Origin of the sequence: Streptomyces niveiscabiei (genome assembly GCF_033794345.1) — a bacterium.
GTDB classification, from domain to species: domain Bacteria; phylum Actinomycetota; class Actinomycetes; order Streptomycetales; family Streptomycetaceae; genus Streptomyces; species Streptomyces niveiscabiei.
In genome coordinates this window covers 1-16,427 of the sequence record NZ_JARAYJ010000031.1, presented here as the reverse complement: position 1 = coordinate 16,427, position 16,427 = coordinate 1, and the positions used below count along the sequence as shown (strand labels likewise).

At 70.7% G+C, this 16,427-nt stretch carries 13 protein-coding genes; 10 read left to right on the top strand and 3 right to left on the bottom strand.

Going from position 1 to position 16,427, the window contains the following annotated elements:
• Positions 1-24 precede the first annotated feature (24 nt).
• Positions 25-363, top strand: coding sequence for a WXG100 family type VII secretion target (locus tag PV682_RS32495; RefSeq protein WP_055725095.1), 339 nt, complete (start codon positions 25-27; stop codon positions 361-363).
• A gap of 35 nt (positions 364-398) precedes the next feature.
• Positions 399-698: a WXG100 family type VII secretion target gene (locus tag PV682_RS32490; protein ID WP_319735344.1), complete on the top strand. Its 300-nt coding sequence runs from the start codon at positions 399-401 to the stop codon at positions 696-698.
• Between the two features lie 185 nt (positions 699-883).
• Here PV682_RS32490 and eccCa read toward each other — a convergent pair whose 3' ends face one another.
• A complete protein-coding gene (gene eccCa, locus PV682_RS32485; protein WP_319735343.1) occupies positions 884-4,855 on the bottom strand; it encodes a type VII secretion protein EccCa in 3,972 nt (1,323 codons plus the stop codon).
• 273 nt (positions 4,856-5,128) lie between these two features.
• Between eccCa and eccD the strand changes: the two genes are divergently transcribed.
• Positions 5,129-6,616: a type VII secretion integral membrane protein EccD gene (gene eccD / locus PV682_RS32480; RefSeq protein WP_319735342.1), complete on the top strand. Its 1,488-nt coding sequence runs from the start codon at positions 5,129-5,131 to the stop codon at positions 6,614-6,616.
• A 57-nt stretch (positions 6,617-6,673) separates the two neighbouring features.
• Here the strand turns inward: eccD and PV682_RS32475 are convergent, their stop codons facing one another.
• On the bottom strand, positions 6,674-6,973 hold the full coding sequence (locus PV682_RS32475) for a DUF397 domain-containing protein (protein ID WP_010358600.1): 300 nt from the start codon (positions 6,971-6,973) through the stop codon (positions 6,674-6,676).
• A 269-nt stretch (positions 6,974-7,242) separates the two neighbouring features.
• Here PV682_RS32475 and rpsO point away from each other — a divergent pair, with 269 nt between their 5' ends.
• From rpsO to PV682_RS32450, 5 genes are all read left to right on the top strand, one after another.
• Complete coding sequence (gene rpsO, locus PV682_RS32470) at positions 7,243-7,533, top strand: 30S ribosomal protein S15 (protein ID WP_187746869.1); 291 nt, start codon at positions 7,243-7,245, stop codon at positions 7,531-7,533.
• Between the two features lie 298 nt (positions 7,534-7,831).
• Positions 7,832-10,048, top strand: a complete 2,217-nt coding sequence (locus tag PV682_RS32465; protein WP_319735341.1) for a polyribonucleotide nucleotidyltransferase — start codon at positions 7,832-7,834, stop codon at positions 10,046-10,048.
• A complete protein-coding gene (locus PV682_RS32460; protein WP_319735340.1) occupies positions 10,045-11,424 on the top strand; it encodes a M16 family metallopeptidase in 1,380 nt (459 codons plus the stop codon). The genes PV682_RS32465 and PV682_RS32460 overlap by 4 nt, the downstream gene beginning before the upstream one ends.
• Before the next feature lie 26 nt (positions 11,425-11,450).
• Positions 11,451-12,203 (top strand): 4-hydroxy-tetrahydrodipicolinate reductase, encoded by a 753-nt coding sequence (gene dapB / locus PV682_RS32455; RefSeq protein WP_319735339.1) that lies wholly within the window; start codon positions 11,451-11,453, stop codon positions 12,201-12,203.
• A gap of 1 nt (position 12,204) precedes the next feature.
• Positions 12,205-12,645, top strand: coding sequence for a tetratricopeptide repeat protein (locus tag PV682_RS32450; protein WP_319735338.1), 441 nt, complete (start codon positions 12,205-12,207; stop codon positions 12,643-12,645).
• Positions 12,646-12,647: 2 nt separating this feature from the next.
• Here the strand turns inward: PV682_RS32450 and PV682_RS32445 are convergent, their stop codons facing one another.
• Positions 12,648-13,187: a hypothetical protein gene (locus PV682_RS32445; protein WP_319735337.1), complete on the bottom strand. Its 540-nt coding sequence runs from the start codon at positions 13,185-13,187 to the stop codon at positions 12,648-12,650.
• Between the two features lie 274 nt (positions 13,188-13,461).
• Here PV682_RS32445 and dapA point away from each other — a divergent pair, with 274 nt between their 5' ends.
• Together dapA and PV682_RS32435 are read left to right on the top strand one after the other, a co-directional pair.
• Entirely contained in the window at positions 13,462-14,361 is a 900-nt protein-coding gene (gene dapA, locus PV682_RS32440) for a 4-hydroxy-tetrahydrodipicolinate synthase (protein WP_319735336.1), read from the top strand.
• A gap of 149 nt (positions 14,362-14,510) precedes the next feature.
• Positions 14,511-16,196: a ribonuclease J gene (locus PV682_RS32435; protein WP_319735335.1), complete on the top strand. Its 1,686-nt coding sequence runs from the start codon at positions 14,511-14,513 to the stop codon at positions 16,194-16,196.
• The last annotated feature ends 231 nt before the right edge of the window (positions 16,197-16,427 follow it).

The window sequence follows — 16,427 nt, the reverse complement described above, 5'->3', positions numbered from 1 at the left end:
CAGTTCACGAAGGGAAGTCCGCCAATGGTGGCTGGGCAGAAGCTCAATGACCAGCAAGTCATCGCGCTCGAGAAGGAAATGGTCGACCGGTACGAGTCGATCCGCGGCCAGCTGAGCCGTCTCCAGGGCACCCTGGACACCATGGAGGCCAACTGGCGCGGCATCGGCGCCAACGCCTTCAACAAGAAGCAGATCGAGATCAACGAGGGCGTCAAGAACATCGGCGACCTGCTCACCTGGTTCCTGGAGAACATCAACGAGACGCGCAAGCTCTCCGGCAAGACCGACGACGCGGTCCACGCCTCCGTGCAGAGCATCGACGTCCAGTACGGCGCGTCGAAGTCCGCCCTCAGCAGCTACTGAGCACACCCCCTCCGAAAGAGAGATGAGGAACCGGCATGGTTAACGTCCACGACGGCGAGATGGCGGTCAAGTACGGCGGCCTCGACGCGATCACCACCGAGCTGGGCGCCCAGGCGGCCAAGCTGGAGGAGGACCTCACCGCCCTCAAGTCCGCCGTCCTGCGCGCAGCCGCCGGCTGGGAGGGCGAGGCCGCGAACGCCTTCGGCCAGAAGATGAAGGAGTGGGACACCAACGCGGCCAACATCCACGCCGCCCTGGTGAGCATCGGCCACAAGGTCTCGGACGCGAGCGGCGACTACCGCGGCAGCGACCTGAAGGCAGCGAGCTACTTCTAAGCGGCACCCGGACCAGTTCCGGCACACAAGGGTGGGCACACACGGGAGGTGCCCACCCTTCGTGCGTCCAGCGGCGGCACCCCCTGCCGACGGCGACCACGCCGACAAGAATGCGCCCCGGCGCAGAAAGCGGCCCCGGCGCCGAACTGAGTCCGACACCGGGGCCCCCCGAGCCAGCAACCCCCTCAGTACGCCCCCTCCGGCAACCACCCCACCTGAGCCAGCGGCTTCCCCCGCCGGCGGGACACGAACACGCCCCGCCCGGCCGGCATGGGCCGGGGCCGGACGCCCGCGAGGAGGTCGCCTTCCGTGGGATCGCCCGCCAGCACCATGCCCTGGGCGCCGAGTTCCTTCATGCGCTGCATGAAGGGTTCGTAGGCGGCGCGCCCGGCGCCGGCGGTGGAGCGGGCGATGATGAACCGCACCCCGACGTCACGGGCGAACGGCAGCAGTTCCGTCAGACCGGCGAGCGGGTTGCCGCTGGACGTCGAGACGAGGTCGTAGTCGTCGATGACGACGTATACGGTGGGCCCTCGCCACCAGCTGCGGTCCCGCAGCTGCTGAGCCGTCACGTCCGCGGTGGGCGTCCGCCGGGTCATCAGGTCGGCGAGGGCGGCCATGTGATGGTCCATGTTGTTGGACATGGGGATGTACTCGGCGAGGTGGGAAGCGGGCGTGACGTCGAGGAGGGAGCGCCGGTTGTCGACGACGAACAGCTTGCACTCGTCCCCGGCGTACCGCTGGGTGATCTGCTTGATGAGCAGCCGCAGCAGGTTGGACTTCCCGGACTCGCTCTCCCCGAAGACGAGGAAGAAGGGGTCCTGCTCGAAGTCGACGAAGACCGGCTCCAGGTTGTCCTCGTCGAGCGCGAAGGCGACCCCGCGCTGCGGGAACCGGTCCCCGGCAGGCAGCTCCTTCGCGGGGAACTCGCGCGGCAGGAGCCGCACCTCGGGCGCGGGGGAGGCCCCCCAGTGCCGGGTGACCTCGGTGGCCAGCGCCTGTGTCGCGTCGGAGAGTTCCGTGTCGGAGGTGAGCCCGTCGATGCGCGGCACGGCGGCCATGAAGTGCAGCTTGCCCGGCGTCTGCCCCCGCCCCGGCACCCCGGTGGGCACGTTCGCGGCGACCTTCCGGTCCAGCTCGGAGTCCATGGTGTCGCCGAGCCGCAGTTCGAGCCGGTTCATGAGGTGGTCCTTGAGCGACGACCGCACCTCCATGGACCGCGACGCCGTGAGGATGACGTGGACGCCGTACCCGAGCCCGCGCGCCGCGATGTCCAGCACGACGGCGTCCAGCGCCTCGTACTCCGTACGGAAGCTCCCCCACCCGTCGATGACGAGGAACACGTCCCCCCACGGCTGGTCGGCGACGGAGATGTCCCCGCGCGCCCGCCGGGTGCGGAAGTCGGCGATGGAGGGGATCCCGGCGGAGCGGAAGTACTCCTCGCGCCGGGTCAGCACGCCGTACACCTCGGCGACCGTACGCCGTACCCGCTCGGGATCGAGCCGGGAGGCGACGCCGCCGACGTGCGGCAGGCCCTCGACGGCCGACATGCCGCCGCCACCGAAGTCGAGGCCGTAGAACTGCACTTCGTGCGGGGTGTGGGTGAGCGCGAAGGAGGAGATGATCGCGCGCAGCAGCGTCGACTTCCCGGACTGCGGCCCGCCCACGATCTGCATGTGCCCGGCGGCCCCGGAGAAGTCCAGCCACAGCGGATCACGCCGCTGCTCGAAGGGTTTGTCGACGAGCCCGACGGGTACGACGAGCCGCCCGGCCCCCTCGTACCCCGGCTGGGTCAGCCCCCGGCCCTGCACGGCCGTGAGCCCCGGCAGCAGCGAGTCCAGCGACGGCGGGCTGTCCAGCGGGGGCAGCCACACCTGGTGCGCGGCGGGCCCCTGCGCTTCGAGCCGCCGCACGATCACGTCGAGCACGGTGTCGGCGAGCGCGTCGTCCACCTCGGGCTCGGCGCTGGTCCGCCGCTGCGCCACCTGCACATAGCTGACCGGCACCTCGGCGGCGGTGAACAGCACGGGCCGCCGGTCCACGAGCATCGGCCCCCCGGCGACGGCGGCCCGCTGCGGCCCGGACCGGTACACCCCGGACACGTACGCGGCCTTGAAGCGCAGCATCTCGTCGGTGCCGAACTTCAGGAACCCGGAGCCGGGCACGTTCGGCAGCTCGTACGCGTCGGGCACCCCGAGCGCGGCCCGCGACTCGGCGGCGGAGAACGTCCGCAGCCCGATCCGGTACGACAGGTACGTGTCGAGCCCGCGCAGCCGCCCTTCCTCCAGGCGCTGCGAGGCCAGCAGCAGGTGCACGCCGAGCGAGCGGCCGATGCGCCCGATCTGCACGAACATCTCGATGAAGTCCGGCTTCGCGGAGAGCAGTTCGCTGAACTCGTCGATCACCAGCACGAGCGTCGGGATCGGCTGGAGCGCCGCGCCGGCGGCCCGCGCCTTCTCGTAGTCGTGGATGTTGGCGTAGTTGCCCGCGTCGCGCAGCATCTCCTGGCGCCGGTTCAGCTCGCCGCTGATGGAGTCCCGCATGCGGTCGACGAGCGTGAGGTCGTCGGCGAGGTTGGTGATGACGGCCGCGACGTGCGGCATCTGCGCCATCCCGGCGAAGGTCGCGCCGCCCTTGAAGTCGGCGAGGACGAAGTTCAGCGTCTCCGAGGAGTGCGTGACGGCGAGCCCGAGCACGAGCGTGCGCAGCAGCTCCGACTTCCCGGACCCGGTGGCGCCGACGCACAGCCCGTGCGGGCCCATGCCCTCCTGCGCGGCCTCCTTCAGGTCGAGCATGACGGGCCGCCCGTCCTCGCCGACCCCGATCGGCACCCGCAGCCGCTCGGCGAGCGAGCGGGGCCGCCAGGTCCGCTTGGTGTCGACGGACGCCGCGTCGCCCAGGTTCAGCAGGTCGGTGAACTCCAGGTTCGCGAGCAGCGGCTCGTCGTCGTCCCCGCCGGACGCCATCCGCAGCGGCGCGAGCTGCCGGGCGAGCGCCTCGGCCGACTCCTGCGACAGCGCGTCGGGCGTCCCCTCGTAGACCAGCCCGCCGGGCCCGGACTCCAGCCGCAGCGAGTCCGGCCGTACGACGATGTCGAGCTCGCCGCCGGTCCCGGTCAGCTCCCCGGCGACGACCTCGACGACCGTCACGCCCTGGAGCCCCTCGGGGCCGGCCAGCACGGAGTTCGGGGGCAGGGAGACGCCGTCGAGGACGACGACCAGGTGCGGCAGGTCGGGCAGCGGTGCCGCGTTCGGGTGGAAGCGCGGCCGGCCCGTGAGGCGGGCGGCGAGCAGGTCCTCCAGCTCGGTGACGTCCGTGCCGATGAGCCGGCGGCTGCCCGCGCCGTCGACCGCGCCGGGCGCCTGCGTGTGGGGGAGCCACTTGGCCCACTCCCAGGACGCCAGCTCCTCGCGGCCCGCCGCGACGACGAGGACCAGGTCCTCGGGGGAGTGCAGGGCGGCCAGCGAACCGGTCATCGCGCGCGCGGAGGCCCGTACACACCGCGGGTCGCCGCTGACCGTCACGTGGTAGAAGGCGCGCAGGGACACCGCCATCGGCAGGTCCTCCAGCGTGCTGTGCACGGCGATGAACCGCTGGAGGGCGCCCGCGGTCAGCGGCTCCAGCTGCTCGACGGGCGCGGTCTGGGGCGCGACCAGCGCGGTCGACAGGCCCTGGGCGCCGAGCCCGACGCGGACCTGCGCGAAGTCCTCGTCACCGGGGCGGCGCTCCCACACCCGGCTGCCCTCGGCGACCAGCGCCCACAGCTGCTCGGGGGAGGGGTTCAGGAAGTACTGGGCGTCCCGCTGCGCCTTCGCGGTGGACTGCGCCGCGCGCCGGGTCTGCGCCAGGTAGGCCAGGTAGTCGCGGCGCAGGTCCGCGAGCTGCCCCTGCGAGCCGCGTCTGAAGCGCACCACCATCGCGACCGACATCGCGATCGTCGAGGCGATCATGACCATGCCCATGATCCTCATGAACGGCTGCCCGCTCGTGAAGAAGAAGACCACCGAACCGCCCATGCCGAGCGTCGGCAGCAACTGCATCAGCACGCTCTCCTGCGGCCCGCGCGGCAGCTCCGGCGGCGGCTGAAGCACGACCTCCTGCGTGGGCACCTCGGACGGCAGCACCCGGGGCGGGCGCCGTACGACGATGTGGCTCACTGCTCCCCCAAGATTCACTGGCCGGCCTGCGAAGGGCCGCCGCGCGATCCTACTGACCCGGCCCGTGACGCCAGGGCGGTAGGGTGCCGGATGTTCGCGTGAGCACACACGAGCCGGGCCGGATGAACCGGGCGTTCCCGGCGATCCGGGCGGCGTACGGCCCCGTGGACCGCGCGAACGCACACGTGCGACCGCATTCCGCACCACCGCGCGAAACAGGGCGCGGAACCTTCACACCACAGGCGCGCAATCGTCACCGAGGGGGACCATCAGGTGAGCACCACGGCACCCGCCGCGACAGGAGCCGGCACGGGCACGGGGCTCGGCTACTGCCGCGTCACCATCGTCGCCCCCGACAGCCGCATCGACGTCGCCCTCCCCGACGACGTCCCCGTCGCCGACCTCTACCCCGAGGTCCTCAGGCTCTCCCAGCAGAGCCCCGCCGAAGGCGCCCCCGTCGGCTACCACCTCGTCCGCCGCGACGGCACCGTCCTCGACAGCTCCCGCTCCTTCGCCGCCCAGCGCCTCCTCGACGGCGAGCTGCTCACCCTGCGCCCCTTCTCCGACTCCCTGCCCCCGGCCGTGTTCGACGACGTCTCCGAGGCCGTCGCCGCCGCCGTCACCAGCGAACGCACCCTGTGGGACGGCGACCTCACCCGCGCCGCCGGACTCGCCGGCGCCGGCGTCCTGTCCGCGCTGCTCGCCTTCGTCGCCTGGAGCGGCGACCCCCGCCACGACATGCACGGCCTGCCCGGCATCCTCGCCGGCGTCGCCGGGCTCCTCCTGCTCGTCCTCGGCTGCGTCCGCGCCCGCGTCTACGACGACCGCGCCTCCGCGATCGCGCTCGGCCTCGGCGCCCTGCCCAACGTCGGCGTCGCCGGCTCCGGACTCCTCCCGCTCACCGGCGGCGAGGGCATCGGTAAACTCCAGTTCCTGCTGGCCTGCGCGGCCGTCCTGGTCGCCGCCGTCGTCCTCACCCTCTGCTCGCCCAGCGGCGACGGCCCCTTCGTCGCCTTCGTCCTCGCCTCCGCCATCGGCCTGCTCGCCGTCTTCGCGGCCCTCCTCGCCAAGGACTGGACGCCCGCCGAGATCGGCGCCCTGTGCGCGCCCGTCGCCGTCGTCGGCCTCGCCTTCCTGCCCGGCCTCTCCATGCGCTTCGCCCGCCTGCCGATCGGCTTCGACGCCCCGAGCAGCGCCGCCCGCAGCCGCTACGAGACCGAGGCGCCGGCGCCGGAACCCGTCGACGCCGAGCGCGTCGCCGCCCGCGCCCGGCGCGGCCACGAACTCCTCGTCGGCCTCGTCGGCGGCTGCGCGGTCGTCGCCGTCGGCGCCGCCGCCGTCCTCGGCTTCTCCTCGAACGTCTGGGCCCAGCTCCTCGCCCTCGCCACCGGCGTCGCCCTGCTGATGCGCGCCCACCTCTTCCGCTACACCGCGCAGGTCGCCCCGGTCGTCGCCGCCGGCCTCGCCTCCCTCGTCCTGCTCGGCCTCGGCCTCGCGCTGAACCCGCCCGTGTCGATCATCAGGGAGGCCCGCGACGGCGACCTCTCCGGATACGACCTGCGCACGATCTGGCTCGTCGCCGCGACCGGCCTCGTGATCGCCCTCGTCACCACGGTCGGCCTCATGGTCTCCCGGGGCGGCCTCACCCCGTTCTGGGGGCGCTTCCTGGAGATCGCCGAGTCGTTCGTGCTGCTGACGCTCATCCCGCTGGCGCTGGCGGTGTTCGACGTGTACGCGACGGTGCGGTCCCTCACGAGCTGACACCGACGCGAGGGGGCCGGTGCGACGTCCGCACCGGCCCCCTCGCCCTGTCCGGCGTCAGCCCTCCTGCGCCGCCAGCCCGCCGTTGCGCTCGGTCGGCTCCAGGTCGAACTCCCCGTCCCGGGCCCCCAGCACGAACGCCGTCCACTCGGCCTCCGTGTACCGCAGCACCGTGTCGTGGTCCAGGGACGACCGCATCGCGACGGCGCCGTCCGGCAGGTACGCGATCTCCACGCGCTCCTCGTGCTCCTCGGTACCCGGCGCGCTGTGCCACTCGACGCCGGAGATGTCGAGGGCGTACAACTCGTCCCGCTCCCGGTCCTTGCGGGCCTTGCGTTCCTCTTCGGTCTCGGCCATGACGGCTCGGGTCCTTTCCTTCGGTGCCAACGGGCGTCACGGACACCCTACTTGCGGTGAATCCCCCTGGTAGAAGGTTCCCGCTGGTCACGCGCGCGACGGAAATCCGGCGGGGGCCGGGCCCGTACCCTGGTAGCCTTGGCTCGGCCGTCGCGTGCACGCACCCTCACCGGGTGCCCCCGGCGGACCCGCCCAGGCGAGTAACCGAAGCTCCCCCGAGATTCCGACCGGGGGCACTCGCGGGCACCACACAGCATGAGGAGTACAGCGTGTCGCTCGACGCCGCAGTGAAGAAGCAGATCATCTCCGAGTTCGGTACCAAGGAGGGCGACACCGGCTCCCCCGAGGTCCAGGTCGCGCTGCTCTCCCGTCGGATCTCCGACCTGACGGAGCACCTCAAGACCCACAAGCACGACCACCACTCCCGCCGCGGCCTGCTGATCCTCGTCGGTCAGCGCCGCCGCCTTCTCCAGTACCTGGCGAAGAAGGACATCCAGCGCTTCCGTACGCTGGTCGACCGCCTCGGCATCCGCCGCGGCGCGGCCGGCGGCGCGAAGTAGGACGACGCACTGGGGAGCGGTTCCCGTGAACATCGGGAGCCGCTCCTTTTGCTGTACGTAGAGACGGAAACGTGCGGAGTGTCACCACCCCTTTGTAGTGTGGTAGCACAACGCAGCACATACGAGGAGAAGCGCACCTCCGACGCCGCCGGTCCTCGGTAGTGGCCCCCGGGTACACGACCCGGAGGCTTCGATCGAAGACCGGCCCGCACGGCGCGCTTCTCCGCCCGTCCCCCTGTCACACGGACAGCCGGGGACAAAAGACGCAAAACAGACGAGATAAATGGAGAAAACGCTAGTGGAGAACGAGACCCACTACGCCGAGGCCGTCATCGACAACGGCGCCTTCGGCACCCGCACCATCCGCTTCGAGACCGGCCGCCTCGCCAAGCAGGCCGCCGGTTCCGCGGTGGCCTACCTGGACGACGACACGATGGTGCTGTCGGCCACCACCGCCTCCAAGAACCCCAAGGACCAGCTCGACTTCTTCCCCCTCACGGTGGACGTCGAGGAGCGGATGTACGCCGCCGGCAAGATCCCCGGCAGCTTCTTCCGCCGCGAGGGCCGCCCCTCCGAGGACGCGATCCTCACCTGCCGCCTCATCGACCGCCCGCTGCGCCCCTCCTTCAAGAAGGGCCTGCGCAACGAGATCCAGGTCGTCGCGACGATCATGGCCCTCAACCCCGACCACCTGTACGACGTCGTGGCGATCAACGCCGCCTCCGCGTCCACGCAGCTGGCCGGCCTGCCCTTCTCCGGCCCGATCGGCGGCGTCCGCGTCGCGCTGATCCGCGGCCAGTGGGTCGCGTTCCCGACGCACACCGAGCTCGAGGACGCCGTCTTCGACATGGTCGTCGCGGGCCGCACCCTGGAGGACGGCGACGTCGCGATCATGATGGTCGAGGCCGAGGCCACCGAGAAGACCATCCAGCTGGTCAAGGGCGGTGTCGAGGCCCCCACCGAGGAGGTCGTCGCGGCCGGCCTCGAAGCCTCGAAGCCGTTCATCAAGGTCCTGTGCAAGGCCCAGGCCGACCTCGCCGCCAAGGCCGCCAAGCCGACCGGCGAGTTCCCGATCTTCCTGGACTACCAGGACGACGTCCTGGAGGCGCTCTCCGCCGCCGTCCGCTCCGAGCTCGCCGCCGCGCTCACCATCGCCGGCAAGCAGGAGCGCGAGGCCGAGCTGGACCGCGTCAAGGGCCTCGCCGCCGAGAAGCTGCTCCCGCAGTTCGAGGGCCGCGAGAAGGAGATCTCCGCCGCCTACCGCTCCCTGACCAAGCAGCTCGTGCGCGAGCGCGTGATCAAGGACAAGAAGCGCATCGACGGCCGTGGCCTGACCGACATCCGTACGCTCGCGGCCGAGGTCGAGGCCATCCCGCGCGTGCACGGCTCCGCCGTCTTCGAGCGTGGCGAGACCCAGATCCTGGGCGTCACCACCCTCAACATGCTCCGCATGGAGCAGCAGCTGGACACCCTCTCCCCGGTGACCCGCAAGCGCTACATGCACAACTACAACTTCCCGCCGTACTCCACCGGCGAGACCGGCCGCGTCGGCTCCCCCAAGCGCCGCGAGATCGGCCACGGCGCCCTCGCCGAGCGCGCCCTCGTCCCGGTCCTGCCGACCCGCGAGGAGTTCCCCTACGCGATCCGCCAGGTCTCCGAGGCGCTCAGCTCCAACGGCTCGACGTCCATGGGCTCGGTCTGCGCCTCCACGATGTCCCTGCTGAACGCCGGTGTGCCCCTCAAGGCCCCGGTCGCCGGCATCGCCATGGGCCTCATCTCCCAGGACATCGACGGCGAGACGCACTACGTCACCCTCACCGACATCCTCGGTGCGGAGGACGCCTTCGGCGACATGGACTTCAAGGTCGCCGGCACCAAGGAGTTCGTGACGGCCCTCCAGCTCGACACGAAGCTCGACGGCATCCCCGCCTCCGTCCTGGCCGCCGCCCTCAAGCAGGCCCGTGACGCCCGCCTCCACATCCTCGACGTGATGATGGAAGCGATCGACACGCCGGACGAGATGTCCCCCAACGCCCCGCGGATCATCACCGTCAAGATCCCCGTGGACAAGATCGGCGAGGTCATCGGCCCGAAGGGCAAGATGATCAACCAGATCCAGGAGGACACCGGCGCCGAGATCACCATCGAGGACGACGGCACCATCTACATCGGCGCCGCCGACGGCCCGGCCGCCGAGGCCGCCCGCACCACGATCAACTCGATCGCCAACCCGACCATGCCGGAGGTCGGCGAGCGCTACCTGGGCACGGTCGTCAAGACGACCACCTTCGGCGCGTTCGTCTCCCTGCTCCCCGGCAAGGACGGCCTGCTGCACATCTCGCAGATCCGCAAGCTCGCCGGCGGCAAGCGCGTGGAGAACGTCGAGGACGTCCTCGGCGTCGGCGCCAAGGTCCAGGTCGAGATCGCCGAGATCGACTCCCGCGGCAAGCTCTCCCTGATCCCCGTGGTCGAGGGCGAAGACGCCGATGACAAGAAGGACGACACCGACAAGTGACGTCGAGCAGTTCAGCGACGACGGCCCGCGCCTCCTCGAAGGCGCGGGCCGTCGCCCGTACCCAAACCCTGATCACCGGGGAGAACGGCATCGGCACGGTCCGCAAGACCACCCTCCCGGGCGGCCTGCGCATCGTCACCGAGACCCTCCCCTCCGTCCGCTCCGCGACCTTCGGCATCTGGGCGCACGTCGGCTCCCGTGACGAGACCCCGTCCCTGAACGGCGCCACGCACTACCTGGAGCACCTCCTCTTCAAGGGGACGGCCCGGCGCAGCGCGCTCGACATCTCCGCCGCGCTCGACGCGGTCGGCGGCGAGATGAACGCGTTCACCGCCAAGGAGTACACGTGCTACTACGCGCGCGTCCTCGACACCGACCTCCCCCTCGCCATCGACGTCGTCTGCGACATGCTGACCGGCTCCCTGATCCGTGAGGAGGACGTCGACGTCGAACGCGGCGCCATCCTCGAAGAGATCGCGATGACCGAGGACGACCCCGGCGACTGCGTCCACGACCTCTTCGCCCACACGATGTTCGGCGACACCCCCCTCGGCCGCCCCGTCCTCGGCACGGTCGACACGGTCAACGCCCTCACCGCCGACCGCGTCCGCCGCTTCTACAAGAAGCACTACGACCCCACCCACCTGGTCGTCGCCGCGGCAGGCAACATCGACCACGACGACGTCGTACGCCAGGTCCGCGCGGCCTTCGAGAAGGCGGGCGCCCTCAAGAACCCGGACGCCACCCCGATCGACCCGCGCGACGGGAAGCGCGTGATCCGCACCGCCGGACGCGTCGAACTGACCGGCCGCAAGACCGAGCAGGCGCACGTCGTCCTCGGCATGCCGGGCCTGGCCCGCACCGACGACCGCCGCTGGGCGCTCGGCGTCCTCAACACGGCCCTCGGCGGCGGCATGTCCTCGCGCCTCTTCCAGGAGGTCCGCGAGAAGCGGGGGCTGGCGTACAGCGTCTACTCGTACACCTCCGGGTTCGCCGACTGCGGCCTGTTCGGCGTGTACGCGGGCTGCCGGCCCTCGCAGGTCCACGACGTCCTGAAGATCTGCCGCGACGAACTCGACCAGGTCGCCCGCGACGGCCTCACGGACGACGAGATCACCCGCGCCATCGGCCAGCTCCGCGGCTCCACCGTCCTCGGTCTGGAGGACACCGGCGCGCTGATGAACCGCATCGGCAAGAGCGAGCTGTGCTGGGGCGACCAGATGTCCGTCGACGACATGCTGAACCGCATCGCGTCGGTCACCCCGGACGACGTCCGCGCGGTCGCCCGCGACATCCTGGGACAGCGCCCGTCGCTGTCGGTCATCGGCCCGCTGAAGGACAAACAGGCGGCCCGCCTGCACGACGCCGTCGCATAACCCTCCTGGCTGAAGGAAACAAGAACATGAGCAAGCTGCGCGTGGCGGTCCTCGGCTCCCAGGGCCGCATCGGCTCCGAGGCCGTCAAGGCCGTCGAGGCCGCCGACGACATGGAGCTGGTGGCCACCCTCGCCCGTGGCGACCGACTGGAGACCCTGGCCGAGACCGGCGCCCAGGTCGCCGTCGAACTCACCACCCCCGCCTCGGTGATGGGCAACCTCGACTTCTGCGTACGGCACGGCATCCACGCCGTCGTCGGTACGACGGGCTGGACCGACGACCGCCTCGCACAGCTGCAGACCTGGCTCGACCAGTCCCCGCGGACCGGTGTCCTGATCGCCCCGAACTTCTCCATCGGCGCGGTCCTCACCATGAAGTTCGCCCAGCTCGCGGCCCCGTACTTTGAGTCGGTCGAGGTCGTCGAACTCCACCACCCGAACAAGGTCGACGCCCCCTCCGGCACCGCCGCCCGCACCGCCCAGCTCATCGCCGAGGCCCGCGCGAAGGCCGGCACGGCCCCGGCGCCCGACGCGACGGTGACGGCCCTGGACGGCGCGCGCGGCGCCGACGTCGACGGCGTCCCCGTCCACTCGGTCCGGCTGCGCGGCCTGCTCGCGCACCAGGAGGTCCTCCTCGGCGGCGAGGGGGAGACCCTGACGATCCGCCACGACTCCCTCCACCACAGCAGCTTCATGCCGGGCATCCTCCTGGGCGCCCGCCGCGTGGTGTCGACGCCCGGCATCACCTTCGGCCTGGAGCACTTCCTGGACCTCGGCTGACATGCGCGCCAAACTCTCGTACACCGTCACGGCCGCCGTCCTGCTCTTCTACTTCGCGCTGGTCGGCAGCCGTGGCGTCATGCTCATCCAGGCCGGCACCCTCCTGACGGTCACCTTCGGCGTCGCCGTCCTGATCCTCCCGGTCATCGGCCTCTGGTTCCTGTGGAAGAACACCCAGTTCGTCCGCAAGGCCAACGCGCTGGCCGCGAAGCTGGAGGCGGAGGGCGGCCTCCCGGTCGACGAACTCAAGCGCACCCCGTCCGGCCGTATCGACCGCGACTCGGCGGACGAGGTCTTCGAGAAGCGCAAGGCGGAGACGGAGGCGGCCCCGGACGACTGGCGGAGCTGGTTCCGCCTGGCGGTGGCCTACCACGACGCGAGGGACACCCCGAGGGCGCGGAAGGCGATGCAGAGGGCGATAGCGCTGCACGACGGGGCGTGAGGTCAGCGGTTCTCCGCGGCCCACGCCTCCACCGTGTCGGCAGCCCGCTCGAACGCCTGCGCGCGGGCCAGGAAATCCGCGTTGTGGCTGGTCAGCAACACAGCCACGCCCTCGGCCCCGCGCCGCGACAGCACCAGCGCCTGCCCCTGCACCGTCCGCGGCACCCCCAGCCACCGCACCGGCTGCTGCACCGTCCGGACCCCGCTCACGTCACTCCACGCGACGGTCCGCGTCACGAAGAACCCGACGTGCCGAAGCCCCCGCGCGCTCACCCACACCCCCATCCGCAGCAACCTCAGCGCACCGGCGATGACGACCGCGGCGGTGACGAACACCCCGAGGGCCCCGGACAGGGACCCGGTGAGCGCGATGAGCACCGCCGCGAACAGCACGAACGACGCGACGAGTAGCGACACCGCCGCCACCCCGACCCGCCAGGGCCCTGGACGGTAGGGCCGCCGCCACCGCTCCCGGTCGACGAAGGGCAACGCCTCCTCGACCGTCTCGAAGGTGCGCTCGGCCGTCAGGAAGGGCAGGGGCACGACTGGTCCTCACTCGCTGTGCACAGGGGGCTGTGCCGGTGAGGCTATCCGACGCGGGCTTCCTGGGGCGGTCGGCGTGCACGCGGGCACAGATGTACGGATCAGCCGAGCGAAGTGTCCGTATTGCGGCATTTAGCGAAGTTCATCTAGCCTGATCAAACGGACCCGGCACTGCTTGAACCCCCGAGCAGGCAGTGCCGGGCTCCTCCTTTGTCATGACTTTTCCCCGGACCGAGGGCAGACCGCGCGATGTACACCGAGTAGCGTGTAACCCATGGCTCCGACCTCCACTCCGCAGACCCCCTTCGGGCGGGTCCTCACCGCCATGGTCACGCCGTTCACGGCTGACGGCGCGCTCGACCTCGACGGCGCTCAGCGACTCGCCGCCCACCTGGTGGACGCCGGCAACGACGGCCTGGTCGTCAACGGCACCACCGGCGAGTCCCCGACCACGTCGGACACGGAGAAATCGGACCTGGTACGAGCCGTCCTGGAGGCCGTCGGAGACCGCGCCCACGTCATCGCCGGCGTCGGCACCAACGACACCCACCACAGCACGGAACTGGCCAGGGCCGCCGAGAAGACCGGCGCCCACGGCCTCCTCGTCGTCACCCCGTACTACAACAAGCCCCCGCAGGAGGGCCTGTACCGCCACTTCACGACCGTGGCGGACGCGACCGGCCTGCCGGTCATGCTCTACGACATCCCCGGCCGCAGCGGCGTCCCGATCACCACGGACACCCTGGTCAGACTCGCCGAGCACCCCCGGATCGTCGCCAACAAGGACGCCAAGGGCGACCTCGGCGCCGCGAGCTGGGCCATCGCCCGCTCCGGCCTCGCCTGGTACTCCGGCGACGACATGCTCAACCTCCCCCTACTCTCTGTAGGAGCGGTCGGCTTCGTCTCCGTCGTCGGCCACCTCGTCACCCCCGAACTCCGCGCGCTGGCCGACGCGTACACCTCGGGCGACGTACAGAAGGCGGCCGAGATCCACCACCGGCTCCTGCCCGTCTTCACCGGCGTCTTCCGCACCCAGGGCGTCATGACCACCAAGGCCGCGCTCGCCCTCCAGGGCCTGCCCGCCGGACCGCTGCGCTCGCCCATGGTCGAGTGCTCCGCCGAAGAGATCGCGCAGCTCAAGCTCGATCTCGCCGCGGGCGGGGTACAGCTCTGACAACAGACTTCACAACTGAATCCCCATAACCGAACAGGAAACGGAACGGGCCACGAGAGCCCGCCGTCATCACCGACAACTGCGTAAGCACGAACGTCACACGCGCCACGTGCCCCTGGCACGTGGCGTGTCGTGGTGAGGAGAGTCTTTTGAGTCATCCGCATCCCGAACTGGGCTCACCCCCGCCGCTCGCGAAGGGCGGCCTGCGGGTCACCCCGCTCGGCGGTCTCGGCGAGATCGGCCGGAACATGACCGTCTTCGAGTACGGCGGCCGACTGCTGATCGTCGACTGCGGAGTGCTCTTCCCCGAGGAGGAGCAGCCCGGGATCGACCTGATCCTGCCGGACTTCTCGTCCATCAGGGACCGCCTCGACGACATCGAGGGCATCGTCCTGACACATGGCCACGAGGACCACATCGGCGGTGTCCCCTTCCTCCTGCGGGAGAAGCCGGACATCCCCCTGATCGGCTCCAAGCTGACCCTCGCGCTCATCGAGGCCAAGCTCCAGGAGCACCGCATCCGCCCGTACACCCTTGAGGTGGCCGAGGGGAACCGCGAACGCATCGGCCCCTTCGACTGCGAGTTCGTCGCCGTCAACCACTCCATCCCGGACGCGCTGGCCGTCGCCATCCGCACCCCGGCGGGCATGGTCGTCCACACCGGCGACTTCAAGATGGACCAGCTCCCGCTGGACGGCCGCCTCACCGACCTGCACGCCTTCGCCCGGCTCAGCGAGGAGGGCATCGACCTGCTCCTCGCCGACTCGACGAACGCCGAGGTCCCGGGGTTCGTCCCGCCCGAGAAGGACATCTCCAACGTCCTGCGGCAGGTCTTCGCGAACGCGAGCAAGCGGATCATCGTGGCGAGCTTCGCCAGCCACGTCCACCGCATCCAGCAGATCCTGGACGCGGCCCACGAGTACGGCCGCCGGGTCGCCTTCGTCGGCCGCTCGATGGTCCGCAACATGGGCATCGCCCGCGACCTCGGCTACCTGAAGGTCCCGCCGGGCCTGGTCGTCGACGTCAAGACCCTCGACGACCTGCCGGACCACCAGGTGGTCCTGGTCTGCACGGGCTCCCAGGGCGAACCCATGGCCGCCCTCTCCCGGATGGCCAACCGCGACCACCAGATCCGCATCGTCGACGGCGACACGGTCATCCTGGCCTCGTCCCTCATCCCCGGCAACGAGAACGCGGTCTACCGCGTGATCAACGGCCTCACCCGCTGGGGCGCCAACGTCGTCCACAAGGGCAACGCCAAGGTCCACGTCTCGGGCCACGCCTCGGCCGGCGAGCTGCTGTACTTCTACAACATCTGCCGCCCGAAGAACCTGATGCCGGTCCACGGCGAATGGCGCCACCTGCGCGCCAACGCGGAACTGGGCGCCATGACCGGCGTCCCCCACGACCGCATCGTCATCGCCGAGGACGGCGTCGCCGTCGACCTCATCGAGGGCAAGGCCAAGATCTCCGGCAAGGTCCAGGCGGGATACGTGTACGTCGACGGCCTCTCCGTCGGCGGAGTGGGCGAACCGGCGCTGAAGGACCGCAAGATCCTCGGCGACGAGGGCATCATCTCGGTCTTCGTGGTCGTCGACTCCTCCACCGGCAAGATCACCGCGGGCCCGCACATCCAGGCCCGTGGCTCCGGTATCGACGACTCGGCGTTCGACGGGGTGCTCCCGAAGATCAACGAGGTCCTGGAGCGGTCGGCCCAGGACGGCGTCGTCGAACCCCACCAGCTCCAGCAGCTCATCCGGCGGACGCTGGGCAAGTGGGTCTCCGACACGTATCGGCGCAGGCCGATGATCCTGCCGGTCGTGGTCGAGGTCTGACCTCCGGCAGAGCCAACTGGGAGCGGGGCGCCTCGATTTGCATCGAGGCGCCCCGCTCCAGTACGTTTACGACTCCGCCTCGCAGGGAACCCGACTGGGTCCCGAGGGGGTGGGAAATCCGGCTCAGAACTTCTGATAAAGTCGGAGCCGCCGGAAAGGAAACCGCGAAACAAAAGCGGGGAACTGGAAAGCACCGAGGAAATCGGATCGGGAAAAGGATCTGATAGAGTC

Bases quoted from the DNA above. Each gene is read 5' to 3' on its own strand.
- PV682_RS32450 (WP_319735338.1), top strand. From the start codon at position 12,205: ATGCGCGCCAAACTCTCGTACACCGTCACGGCCGCCGTCCTGCTCTTC.
- dapA (WP_319735336.1), top strand. From the start codon at position 13,462: ATGGCTCCGACCTCCACTCCGCAGACCCCCTTCGGGCGGGTCCTCACC.
- PV682_RS32475 (WP_010358600.1), bottom strand. From the start codon at position 6,973: ATGGCCGAGACCGAAGAGGAACGCAAGGCCCGCAAGGACCGGGAGCGG.
- PV682_RS32490 (WP_319735344.1), top strand. From the start codon at position 399: ATGGTTAACGTCCACGACGGCGAGATGGCGGTCAAGTACGGCGGCCTC.
- PV682_RS32495 (WP_055725095.1), top strand. From the start codon at position 25: ATGGTGGCTGGGCAGAAGCTCAATGACCAGCAAGTCATCGCGCTCGAG.
- dapB (WP_319735339.1), top strand. From the start codon at position 11,451: ATGAGCAAGCTGCGCGTGGCGGTCCTCGGCTCCCAGGGCCGCATCGGC.